Source organism: Bacillus sp. FSL R5-0286, assembly GCF_038593245.1.
GTDB classification, from domain to species: domain Bacteria; phylum Bacillota; class Bacilli; order Bacillales; family Bacillaceae; genus Bacillus; species Bacillus altitudinis.
The window spans coordinates 2,233,282-2,245,247 of record NZ_CP151977.1; the positions used below are offsets into that span (position 1 = coordinate 2,233,282).

Here is an 11,966-nt window from a genome sequence, read left to right on the forward strand (position 1 = left end):
CTCTTTTTGTAAACCTGATCTCTTTATAGAAGCTCTAAAATTTTGGACGAAACGGTATCCGTATCATCTGGCGTGCGGCAAATGATTAAGATGGTATCATCCCCACAAATGGTTCCCATAATTTCTTCCCAATCTAAATTATCCATTAAAGCACCGATGGCTTGAGCGTTCCCAGGCATTGTTTTTAAAACGATTAAATGACTGGCAGCATCCATTTTAATAAATGCGTCCATTAAGGAACGCTTTAATTTCGATAGCGGGTTAAACCGCTGATCTGCAGGAAGGCTGTATTTATATGTTCCGTTATTTGTTGGCACTTTGACTAAATGCAGTTCTTTGATATCTCTTGATACGGTCGCCTGTGTGATGTTATATCCATCCGCTTTCAAAATATCGACTAATTCGTCTTGTGTTTCGATTTCTTGGCTTGCGATAATTTCTCTAATCTTAATATGTCTTTGACCTTTGTTCATTTTGACCCCCCTAGGCGTTAGAATCTCAGTTTGTCTTTACGTTCTATGTTATATGATGCACACTTCAAAAAACAAGCATTACGTGAGAAACGGTCAATTCTGATCTTTTGACCATGTAAAAAGGAATAATAGCGAGCTATTATTCCTTTTGTTTCAATAATTCATGTGTCAGCCGGCTCAGGACTGTTTTTCTTTTCTTTCAATACGGCATGGGCTTCTTTGACGACTTTTTCAAGTTCAGATACTGGAAGTGCCGTATTCTCTTCTTGATCGGGATGCAGGACCAAGTGGAGGAGAAATTCGATATTTCCATCTCCGCCTGTAATCGGCGAAAACGAAACATCCTTTACATCATAGCCTTCTTTTGCAGCAAATTGATTCATTTCTTCTAGCACACCAAGGTGTACAGAAGGTTCTCGCACAATGCCTTTTTTTCCAACAAGCTCTCTGCCCGCTTCAAACTGCGGCTTCACTAGTGCAATACAGTCGCCGCCTGGGATAAGAATATGCTTTAGTGCGGGAAGAATGAGTTTGAGCGAGATAAATGATACATCAATAGATGCAACCTCTGGTAATCCTTCGGTGAAATCTGCCGGAACAGAATGGCGGAAGTTGGTGCGTTCCATGACGATCACCCGATCATCCTGTCGTAATTTCCACGCAAGCTGATTGTAGCCAACATCCACAGCATAGGATTTGACTGCTCCATTTTGGAGTGCGCAATCTGTAAATCCCCCTGTTGATGAGCCGATATCAATTAAAAGCTTTCCTTCAACGGTTAAATCAAATTCTTGAAGTGCCTTTTCGAGCTTTAGCCCACCTCGGCTGACATATTTCAGCGGATTTCCCTTCACAGTCAGCGGGGTATCACGAGCGATTTTTTCTCCTGGCTTATCCAAACGGTTTTCATTTGAGTAAACGATCCCTGCCATAATGGCGCGTTTTGCTTTCTCTCTCGTTTCCATTAGTCCTTGTTCGACTAATAAAACGTCAAGTCGTTCTTTCTTTGATGTCATGATCCAATTCCTTTTCTTGGTGCTGCGGGAAGCAGGTCACGTAATGTTTCAGCAACCTGTGTTTTCGTCAGTCCAATTTCCTCAAGTAGCGCATCGACACTTCCATGCTCAATAAATTCATCTGGAATGCCCATACGTTCTACTTTTATATGAGACGCTTTTTTGTCGTGAATATATTCTAATACGCTGCTGCCAAATCCACCCTGAAGCACCGCTTCTTCTATTGTTAAAATTGGCAAACCTTCAGACAGTATCTCATTTAACATGCCTTCATCAAGAGGCTTAATGAAACGTGCATTGACAACACGGATTGATTTACCTTCTTTTTGCAGTTCTTCTGCTGCCTGCAGCGCCATTTTAATGGTTGTACCGAATGTTAAAATGACAGCATCTTTCCCGGGACGAAGAACTTCCCAAGAACCAATTGGGATGGTTTTCAGCTGTTCATCCATTTTGACGCCTAGTCCATTTCCACGCGGGAAGCGCATCGCGATTGGACCATCATCATATTGAATGGCTGTGTTGACCATATGCTGTCCTTCATTTTCATCCTTTGGCATCATGAGAACCATATTCGGCATATGACGCATGAAAGCAATGTCAAACACACCTTGATGTGTTTCTCCATCTGCACCGACAAGACCTGCACGGTCAATTCCAATGAACACATTGAGATTTTGACGGCAAATATCATGCAGCACTTGATCATAGGCTCTTTGAAGGAACGTTGAATAAATCGCTAAAAATGGCTTCATGTCCTGTGTAGCAAGTCCGGCTGCCATTGTTGCAGCGTGCTGCTCTGCAATTCCAACATCAAACATTCGCTCAGGGAATTCTTTTGCAAACCCTTCAAGCTTTGAGCCAACAGGCATTGCAGGTGTAATCGCGACAATCCGCTCATCTTCCCGTGCCAGCTTTCTGACGGTTTCACTGACGAGACCACTCCATGACGGTGCAGCTGCTGTCGGTTTTACAAAGTCACCTGTGTCGATTTTGTATGGTCCTGTTCCGTGCCATGTGCCGATCTTATCAGATTCGGCCGGCTTATAGCCTTTTCCTTTTTTCGTGATGACATGAAGGAGAACCGGGCCTTTTGTTTTCTTTGCGTATTCAAGATTCTCAAACAAATCTTCATAGGAATGTCCATCTACTGGTCCTAAGTAAGTAAAGCCCATTTCCTCAAAGAACATACCAGAGACAAGCAAATATTTCAGACTGTCCTTGATACGTTCTGCTGTTGCAGCAAGCTTCCCGCCTACTGCTGGGATACGCTTGAATAAGTATTCAAGCTCATCCTTTACCCATTGGTATTTACCAGCTGTACGTAGTCTGCCAAGCATTGTATGGATCGCACCAACGTTTGGCGCAATACTCATTTCATTGTCGTTTAAGATCACAATCATGTCTTTTTTTTCATCCCCGATATGGTTCAGTGCTTCTAATGCCATACCGCCGGTTAGTGCACCATCGCCGATAATCGGGAGAATGTATTCATCTGTTCCTTTAATGTCACGCGCTGCTGCCATTCCCATTGCACCAGATAATGAGGTTGAACTGTGTCCAGTCTCCCAAACATCATGTTCACTTTCATTTCGTTTAGGGAAACCGCAGAGCCCTTTATATTGACGAAGCGTATCAAACTCGGCGCCTCTTCCAGTTAACAGCTTGTGAACGTAAGACTGATGTCCAACGTCCCAAAGAAATTTGTCTTTCGGGCTGTCAAATACTTTGTGAAGTGCAACAGTAAGTTCAACGACACCAAGGTTTGGACCAATGTGCCCACCAGAGTTCGCTAACGACTCAATTAAAAACGTGCGAATGTCCGCACTCAGCTCCTCTAATTCTGCATTTGACATTCCTTTTAGAAACGTTGGATTTTTTATTGATAAAAGATCCAATCAGGATCAACTCGCTTTCAACAAAATTTCTATCTACATATATAATGCCTTATTCCTATGAAAACCAATTCAGGAATAAGAGTTGTCTCATCATGATAAACTGTTTACAGTTTACCACAATTGCTCGAGGACCCTCAAATCTAGGCTGTTTTTAGTGATCTCGTGAGGCAATCAGATCGCATAAATCATGCAGCAAGTTTTGCTCCAACTCAAGATTTGAGACAATTTCTTTCGCACGAGTGATATGTTCATCCAGCTTTTCTTTTGCTCCTGAAAGCGTTAATAAAGAAGGATATGTCGACTTTTCATTTGCTGTATCGGAGCCGATCCGCTTTCCTATTTTCTCTTCGCTGCCTTCAAGATCTAAAATATCGTCACGGATTTGAAAAGCAATGCCAATATGATAGCTGAATTCTCTCAGCTTTTCGATCTCATCATCAGATGCACCTGCCAGTATCGCACCTGCAACCACACTAAAGGTGAGTAGCTTTCCTGTTTTGCGGGCATGAATCGATTCTAATTCAGAAAGAGGGATTTGTTTCTGTTCTGCTTCCATATCATCAAATTGCCCGCCAACCATTCCGAGTGCACCTGCTGATGTAACAAGTTCATCGATGATTCTAAGCTTTTGATCAGCAGGTACATCGTCAGATAATTGCGATGTAATCAGACGGAAGCTTTCAGTGAGCAGCGCATCACCTGCAAGAACGGCTGTTGCCTCGCCGTATACTTTATGGTTGGTCGGCTTTCCTCGGCGCAGATCATCATCGTCCATACAAGGAAGATCATCGTGTATCAAGGAATATGTATGAATCATTTCCACTGCACAGCCTACTGGTATACCCTCTTCTTCCCTTTTTCCATACGCATTTAAAAGAGCAAGAACAAGCACAGGACGCAGTCTTTTCCCGCCAGCTTTTAGAGAATAAAGCATAGAAGATTTCAGCTCTTCTGGAATAGACAATTCCTGCACATATGTAAATAAATAGTCTTCAATTGCTTGTTTTCGTGTTGTTAAAAATTCGTTTAAGTTACTTGTCACCAGCATCTGCCTCCTTCACAGAAAAAGGAGCCAGTTCACCGTCCTCTTTTAAAATGAAATCCATTTGCTTTTCAACATGCTGTAATTTTTCATGGCAAAGTTTTGAGAGCGTCATACCCTCTTGGAAATAGTGGATAGCTTGTTCTAGCGGTACATCGCCTTCTTCGAGCTTTCCCACAATCTCTTCAAGTCCTTTCATGGCCTCTTCAAATGTCATTTGTTCTTCTTTTTGTTTATTTGATTCTGTCATGATGATTGCCCTCCTTCTCAATAACCTCACAAATCAGACGTCCATCCTTCATTGTAATCGTCAGTTGATCCTTCGTTTCTACTTGATTCACACTTTTAATGAGCTCATCTTCTTTATAAGCTAAACTATAGCCTCTTTCCATGACTTGAAGCGGATTTAATGCATTTAGTTTACCAAGAACCGATTGGAACTGCGAATGAATTGTTTTCATTTGCACATTCATGCTCCGAATAAGCTGTTCTGTTTCATTGGCATGACGTTTTTTCGCCTGAAGCAGCTGCTCTTTTGGATGAAGCGGCTTCAGTCTATAAGTTTGGCGGTCAAGTTGACTGCGTTTTTGTTCCATTTGTCTTGTCAGCTGTTTTTGAAAACGATCAAATACCATATCGAATTGCTGCTCTTTTTGCTCTTGTAATCGTTTTGGAAAACGGAAAGCATAAGACGATTGAAGTGCCACAAGACGGTCTTTTGCTTGTGACGTTCGATTTTTTACTGCTCTTGTTAACCGAATGTCGATTGATTTGATTCGTTCAATTAAATCAGCGGTGCTTGGAACAGCTAGTTCTGCTGCTCCTGTTGGTGTGGGTGCTCTCATGTCTGCAGTGAAATCACTAATGGTAAAGTCTGTTTCGTGCCCAACTGCAGAAATGATTGGAATGTCTGATGCGAAGATCGCTCTTGCGACTGCTTCTTCATTAAAGGCCCAAAGTTCTTCAATCGATCCTCCGCCTCTCCCGACAATCAAGACATCACAAAGCTGTTTTTCATTGGCTTCTTTAATCCGTTCCACAATCGAACGAGGAGCATTTTCTCCTTGGACTAATGCCGGGAGCACAATGATCTTGCCCTGCTGATAGCGCCGATTGATCGTGGTAATGACATCTCGAACAGCTGCTCCTGTTGGGGATGTAATGACACCAACAACCTCTGGATATTCAGGAATTGTTTTTTTATAGCGCTCATCAAATAAGCCTTCTCTTGCTAGTTTCTTCTTCAGCTCTTCATAGGCAAGATGAAGAGCACCAACACCATCAGGCTGCATTTCTTTTGCATATAATTGATAGCTTCCGCTCGGTTCGTAGACTTGAATTCCGCCACGTACGAACACTTTCATTCCGCTCTTTGGTGAAAAAGGTAGCTTGGACGCGGAGCGCTGGAACATAACAGCTTGCATACGTGCATTTTCGTCCTTTAAGGTGAAATAAACATGACCTCTTGAATGAATCTTCACATTTGATAACTCACCTTTGATCCAAATATCTTCTAAATGAGGGTCAACATCAAATTTTCTTTTTATGTATTTTGTAAGGGCTGTGACCGTCACAAAGGCTTTTTCACTCATGACGTATTCCTCCTCTTCAAAAACGCACATTCATCCACCGGCAGCACGCAGGTGGATGAATGGATCAAGCTTATGATAATGTACGTTTTGCTGATTTAACCGTATTGTGTGCAAGCATCGTAATTGTCATTGGACCCACTCCGCCAGGGACTGGTGTGATGTAAGAAGCTTTTTCTTTTGCTGCTTCAAAGTCAACGTCCCCTACAAGTTTCCCTGTTTCTAGACGATTGACTCCTACATCAATGACAATAGCGCCTTCTTTAATTTGGTCAGCTTTAATAAAGTTTGCTCGACCGACGGCAACAACTAAAATGTCCGCTTTTAACGTATGTTCTGAAATGTTCGCCGTTCTTGAATGACAGTAGGTGACAGTTGCATTTTCGTTTAATAGCAATTGTCCAACTGGTTTGCCGACGATATTGCTTCGTCCTACAACGACCACTTCTTTGCCAGAGAGATCCACACCTGTTTTGTTCAATAATTCAACAATACCTGCTGGTGTGCAAGGGAGGAATGTGTCTTCCCCAAGTAGCATTTTCCCGATATTCAGCGGATGAAAACCATCTACGTCTTTCTCTGGTGAAATTCGTTCAATGACGGCTTTTTCAGAAATATGTTTTGGCAGTGGAAGCTGAACAAGAATTCCGTGGAATTGATCATTCGCATTGTACTGATCAATCATCTTTAGCAATTCCTCTTCTGTTAAAGAAGCATCTAAATGATCAAGCTGGAAATGCATGCCCATGGCTTCTGCTGCTTTTTTCTTCCCGCGTACGTAAGAAAGTGAAGCCGGATCATCACCGATTAGAATAACGGCAAGACCAGGTGTGACTCCTTTTTGTTTTAGCTCTTCTACTTCTTTTGCTAATTGTTCACGCTTTTCTTTTGCTGTTTCTTTCCCATCGATGATTGTTGCTGTCATGTCGAATCCTCCTATTGCTGCTTTAGGTCGTTTTTAATGTTTGAAAGTACACCATTTACAAATTTCGGCGCCTTATCGTCACCGAACAATTTAGCCAGTTCAATGGCTTCATTCATTGAAACACTCACCGGGATATCTTCTTGATATACCATTTCGTACACAGACAGCCTTAAAATGGCTCTGTCTACGTTCGCAATACGATCAAGTTTCCAATTCACAAGATGCTGTGAAATCATGTCATCGAGCTTGTCCTTTTGTTCGAGCACACCGAAAACCAGTTCCTCGAAAAAAGGATCTGATTCTTGTTCATCCAGCGCATGTGTAATGGCCTCTTTCGGATCAATATTGCTGACATCAATTTGAAATAATGTTTGTAGCGCCTTTTCTCTTGCAGTTCTTCTTTTCATTATTTACTCCTTTAACCACTTTATCCGCTTGTCGTTAAGCCATACAGAGATCATAACATATTTTGACCGCAGTCGCACCAAGATCCATGCGAGCTGTGACGAAAAACGAATCACTCCATGCGTGACGTAATCATCATGTGGAATTTTCCCAAAAATGGGCTTTAAAAAACCAAAGAGGCAATGCCTCCTTGGTTTCACTTCAACCCTTTTTACATTTCTTGATCAACTTCAGCTTCAGCTGTTTTTGTATCAAATTGAATGCCAACGACATGAATGTTAATTTCATTAATCGTTAAGGCCGTCATGTTTAAAAGGGTTTGACGGATATTTTCTTGAACAGCAGTGGATACCTTTGGAATGGATAGGCCAAATTCAACCACACAATACACATCAATTGTGATGCCTTCATCAGAGACATCTACTTTCACACCTTTACGGTGATTTTTCTTCCCAAAGCGTTCTGCCACATCAGCAGCGAAGTTGCCGCGCATTTCCGCAATTCCTTCGACCTCTGATGCAGCGATCCCAGCAATGACTTCAATCACTTCTGGCGCAATTTGCACTTTTCCCAATTGATCTTCATCAAGGTTCATTTCAAGCAAATTGTTTTCTGACACGATCATTCACCTCCGAAAGCTGTTATTATTTCATAATTTGATACGTTTCTAAAAACTTCGTATTAAAATTACCGCTCACAAATGTTTCGTGCTCTAGTAATCTGAGGTGGAATGGAATCGTTGTGTAGACTCCTTCAATGACGAATTCTTGAAGCGCACGTTTCATTCTTGCAATTGCTTCTTCTCTCGTTTTACCATATGTGATCACTTTCGCAATCATACTATCGTAATATGGCGGAATCACATAACCAGGATAAGCGGCAGAATCAATACGTACTCCTAAACCGCCTGGCGGAAGGTACATTTTAATTTCACCAGCAGAAGGCATGAAGTTTTTCTCAGGGTTCTCTGCATTAATACGACATTCAATCGCCCAGCCTTCGTATACGACATCCTCTTGCGTAAGGGAAAGCTTTTCACCTGAAGCTACTTTGATCTGTTCTTTGATCAAATCAACACCAGTGACCATTTCCGTTACAGGATGCTCTACTTGGATACGTGTATTCATTTCCATGAAGTAAAACTTCTCTTCATTATAATCGTAAATGAATTCAACCGTTCCGGCACCTGTGTATTCAACAGCTTCGGCTGCTTTTACGGCAGCTTCACCCATTTGCTCACGAATATCTGCATTTAGTGCAGGTGATGGCGTTTCTTCCAGAAGCTTTTGCATTCTTCTTTGGATAGAACAATCACGTTCACCTAAGTGAATGGTATTCCCATGCTGATCAGCAAGGACTTGAATTTCAACGTGTCTAAAGTCTTCAATGAATTTCTCCAAATAGACACCTGGGTTCCCGAAGTTTTGTGCTGCTTCCTGCTGCGTAATGGTGACACCGTTAATGAGCTCTTCTTCTGTGCGAGCCACACGGATACCTTTACCACCACCGCCTGCAGTTGCTTTAATAATGACAGGATACCCAATACTAGCTGCTGTTGAAACAGCATCATCAAGATCTTTTACAATTCCTTGAGAACCAGGGACAATTGGAACTCCAGCTTGCTTCATTGTTTCTCTTGCCACATCTTTCGTTCCCATTTTGGAAATTGCTGACGCAGTTGGTCCAACAAAGATGACATTACATTCCTCGCAAAGCTCTGCAAAGTCTGCATTTTCAGCAAGGAAACCATATCCTGGATGGATGGCATCTGTACCTGTTAGTTTTGCGACACTGACAATATTTGTCACATTTAAATAACTATCTTTTGAAGCAGTCGGTCCGATGCAATATGCTTCATCAGCCATTTGAACATGCAGCGCATCACGATCCGCTTCAGAAAATACCGCAACTGTTTCAATTCCAAGCTCTTTACAAGCACGGATGATTCTAACTGCGATTTCTCCTCTGTTTGCAATTAATAGCTTTTTAATCATGATCGTACTCCTTACTCTGCTTTCACTAGAAAGAGGGGTTGTCCGAATTCTACAAGCTGACCGTTTTCAGCTAATACTTCGACGATTTCGCCTTTTACTTCTGCTTCGATTTCATTAAACAGTTTCATCGCTTCAACGATACATACAACTGAGTTTTCCTTCACTTTAGAACCTGTTGTCACATATGGATCTGCTTCTGGTGAAGAAGAAGCGTAAAATGTGCCAACCATTGGGGATGTGATTTTATGCAGGTTTTCAGACGCGGCTCCCTCTTGTGCAGGGGCTTCGGTCTGAGCTGGAGCTTGTGCTTTAGGAGCTTGTTGAGCTGGAGCTGCTTGGACAGGAGCCACTGGTGCTTGTGCCGCAACTTGCTGAATGACTTCTTTATTTTTCTTTAACTTGATTTTTGCGCCTTCATTTTCGTACGTAAATTCATCAATTGTTGATTCGTCAATTAATTTAATTAGTTCATGAATCTCTTCAATTTTTAACATGGATTTGCACCCCTATGTATGGATTTATCTTTTTTTATAGGCTAGTACTAAAAGTACATACTATAACCATCTTACAGGAGGATTTCGTTGAATTCAACTATTAATGTGATGAGACACCTCGCGCAAGCACCTGAAAAAGGGCGTCAACCCGCATGAAAAAACGCCCTTTTCAGAAAAGGGCGCTTGTGCATTTTTTATTGATTCGATGGCTCAAAAGTGACGGCTACGTTATCAAGCCCTCTCATTTCTTTTGTGACCAAATCAATAATATCTGCTGCTTGGGACTTTGATTTTTTATCAGAACGAACCGTGATGTTCACTTTATCTCCTTCTGCACTGACGAGCGCATCTTTATATCCTTTTGTTTTGATCAATGTCTCCAGCTGACGCTCTGTTCCTTCTGCCTCACTAAGCGCTGTCATTTGATCATAAGCTTCACTTTTTTCTTGCGCTGTTGCATCATCGCTAGACACGATTTCGTTATACTCTTCACGCTGCTTGCTGCGCTTATCTTCCAGTTCAAGTCTGTAGGTTGTGAAAAGTTCATCGTCGGTCTGCTCTGATACAGCCTTTCCTTCTTCTCCACTTGTTTCAACATCTTCTTGTTTCGCATTGGTTTCTTTGTCAGTTGATTTCTCTTCTGCGTTCTTTTCGGTTCCTTTATCAGTCCCTTTTTCTGGCTCAGTCTTTTTCTCTTCCATTCCTTTTGATTTTGTATCTTCTACTGTCACAGCATTCTCACCTTGTGGGGACATGATATAGTACACACTTAATACGACAACTAAACTTAGCATCGTTAATAGCCAAACCGTTTGTTTTTTTAACATCATTCCGAATCCTCCTTGATTTTTTTAGGGGCAACAGCCACTCTATGGCTCGGTACATCAAGCACTCGTGTAACCGCTTCAATGATGGTTTTCTTTATTTGAACGTTGTCTACTCCTTGAGCAACAACGAGGACACCTCGAATGTCTGGCTTTTTCGTTTGGACAACAACAGGTGTTTCTTCATTGCCACTTTTAATAATGACAACCTCTTCTTCTTTTGTTTGATCCGTGACACTTCGCACGCCGCCTTCTTTGTCTGTTTCCTCGGTCGTAGTGCTTTTATTGGATTTGTTTTTTTCAAACACTTTTAAAGAAGTTGCGTCTACATTTACCACGATGGATACATCCTCAACACCAATGATCGTTTCTAAAATCTCTTTCAGCTGATTTTCGTATTCTTGTTCAACATCCTCTATCGAGTTGTTTGACTTACCTGAAGAGGATGGTTTGAACACCGCCTGCTCTTCTGAGGATGTTTTTTTAGACGCAGGAACAGCAGCCTCTTGTTTGCTTGATGGCGGTGACAAAATTTGACTGACTAACATGAATGACACGCCGATGATGAAGACAAGCAGTAAGTAATGGTGCTTCGTTAATTTTGGTTTCCCTTCACCTTTTTCAGGTGCTTGGAACATTGATTTCAGTTTTTGTCTCCAGTCCTTGTTATTCATGATCTGCTGCGTCACCTCCCTCAATGTTGAGCGCAATGTGTTCAGGCCGTGTATTCCAAACATCTGCAAGCGTCTCTTTCACCCTAGCCATCTCTTTTGCTGACGTCTCGGCGCTTTCCTCCTTTTGCCTGGAGAGATCAATGTCGACCTTTGCCACCGTTTCTACAGCATCACCTGTGAGCGGGACAAGGACTGCTTTGATGCGAAATTGATCTGCCTCCATATTCTGATCAAGGTGCTCCTCATCTGCCAACACTTCTACGTGTTTCATTTCATAGCTCTCCTTCTCCAGTGGCTCCTTTGCGCTTTTTTCTAGTTGGACAGCCATTTGCTTTAAAATATATGCACGCTGTGAAGCTTGTATTTCTTTTTTTTCTAAATTCATCTGATTTTTTATTTCTTCTGATTGCGCTTGGTCCTTCCCTTTCATGATTTCTGAGAAAATTTGGTCCGGATCTGCCCGGAATAACGCAAAGATCGGATTGAGCATCACGACAATTAACAATAAGCTGACGACCATTTTTGCATACTTCTGCATGCTTGAATTGGGAAGCAAAAGATCAATCACAATCGCAAATAAAATAAATAGGATAATACTTGTGATCCATTCTGTGAGAAAACTCAAATGGTGT

Annotated in this window: 14 protein-coding genes; all 14 read right to left on the minus strand. The window is 41.9% G+C overall.

The genetic code is table 11. The annotated features are described in order from the left end of the window. Window positions 1-23 precede the first annotated feature (23 nt). The gene (gene argR / locus NST24_RS11395; protein ID WP_007501163.1) at window positions 24-473 is read right to left on the minus strand and encodes a transcriptional regulator ArgR; all 450 of its coding nucleotides are present in this window, start codon (window positions 471-473) and stop codon (window positions 24-26) included. A gap of 161 nt (window positions 474-634) precedes the next feature. Beyond that, on the minus strand, window positions 635-1,489 hold the full coding sequence (locus tag NST24_RS11400; protein WP_007501164.1) for a TlyA family RNA methyltransferase: 855 nt from the start codon (window positions 1,487-1,489) through the stop codon (window positions 635-637). Beyond that, window positions 1,486-3,387 carry a 1-deoxy-D-xylulose-5-phosphate synthase gene (gene dxs, locus NST24_RS11405; RefSeq protein ID WP_007501165.1) on the minus strand — a complete coding sequence of 634 codons (1,902 nt, stop codon included), beginning with the start codon at window positions 3,385-3,387 and terminating at the stop codon, window positions 1,486-1,488. The genes NST24_RS11400 and dxs overlap by 4 nt, the downstream gene beginning before the upstream one ends. Window positions 3,388-3,538: 151 nt before the next feature. After that, entirely contained in the window at window positions 3,539-4,429 is an 891-nt protein-coding gene (locus NST24_RS11410) for a polyprenyl synthetase family protein (RefSeq protein ID WP_041091760.1), read from the minus strand. Continuing rightward, complete coding sequence (locus NST24_RS11415) at window positions 4,419-4,679, minus strand: exodeoxyribonuclease VII small subunit (protein ID WP_003215880.1); 261 nt, start codon at window positions 4,677-4,679, stop codon at window positions 4,419-4,421. The genes NST24_RS11410 and NST24_RS11415 overlap by 11 nt, the downstream gene beginning before the upstream one ends. Next, window positions 4,663-6,021, minus strand: coding sequence for an exodeoxyribonuclease VII large subunit (gene xseA / locus NST24_RS11420; RefSeq protein WP_144679362.1), 1,359 nt, complete (start codon window positions 6,019-6,021; stop codon window positions 4,663-4,665). Before xseA ends, NST24_RS11415 begins: the two co-directional genes overlap by 17 nt. Before the next feature lie 70 nt (window positions 6,022-6,091). Then, the gene (gene folD, locus NST24_RS11425; RefSeq protein WP_007501171.1) at window positions 6,092-6,943 is read right to left on the minus strand and encodes a bifunctional methylenetetrahydrofolate dehydrogenase/methenyltetrahydrofolate cyclohydrolase FolD; all 852 of its coding nucleotides are present in this window, start codon (window positions 6,941-6,943) and stop codon (window positions 6,092-6,094) included. 11 nt (window positions 6,944-6,954) lie between these two features. Next, a complete protein-coding gene (gene nusB / locus NST24_RS11430; RefSeq protein WP_012010530.1) occupies window positions 6,955-7,350 on the minus strand; it encodes a transcription antitermination factor NusB in 396 nt (131 codons plus the stop codon). Between the two features lie 209 nt (window positions 7,351-7,559). Next, window positions 7,560-7,967 carry an Asp23/Gls24 family envelope stress response protein gene (locus tag NST24_RS11435; RefSeq protein WP_017357965.1) on the minus strand — a complete coding sequence of 136 codons (408 nt, stop codon included), beginning with the start codon at window positions 7,965-7,967 and terminating at the stop codon, window positions 7,560-7,562. Window positions 7,968-7,992: 25 nt separating this feature from the next. Next, window positions 7,993-9,342, minus strand: a complete 1,350-nt coding sequence (gene accC / locus NST24_RS11440; protein WP_024718863.1) for an acetyl-CoA carboxylase biotin carboxylase subunit — start codon at window positions 9,340-9,342, stop codon at window positions 7,993-7,995. A gap of 11 nt (window positions 9,343-9,353) precedes the next feature. Beyond that, window positions 9,354-9,836, minus strand: a complete 483-nt coding sequence (accB, locus tag NST24_RS11445; RefSeq protein ID WP_096881613.1) for an acetyl-CoA carboxylase biotin carboxyl carrier protein — start codon at window positions 9,834-9,836, stop codon at window positions 9,354-9,356. A 194-nt stretch (window positions 9,837-10,030) separates the two neighbouring features. Next, the gene (locus NST24_RS11450; RefSeq protein ID WP_173408461.1) at window positions 10,031-10,663 is read right to left on the minus strand and encodes a SpoIIIAH-like family protein; all 633 of its coding nucleotides are present in this window, start codon (window positions 10,661-10,663) and stop codon (window positions 10,031-10,033) included. Continuing rightward, window positions 10,663-11,334 (minus strand): stage III sporulation protein AG, encoded by a 672-nt coding sequence (gene spoIIIAG / locus NST24_RS11455; RefSeq protein WP_342461790.1) that lies wholly within the window; start codon window positions 11,332-11,334, stop codon window positions 10,663-10,665. Before spoIIIAG ends, NST24_RS11450 begins: the two co-directional genes overlap by 1 nt. Then, window positions 11,327-11,959 carry a stage III sporulation protein AF gene (gene spoIIIAF, locus NST24_RS11460; protein ID WP_024718859.1) on the minus strand — a complete coding sequence of 211 codons (633 nt, stop codon included), beginning with the start codon at window positions 11,957-11,959 and terminating at the stop codon, window positions 11,327-11,329. The genes spoIIIAG and spoIIIAF overlap by 8 nt, the downstream gene beginning before the upstream one ends. Window positions 11,960-11,966 lie beyond the last annotated feature (7 nt).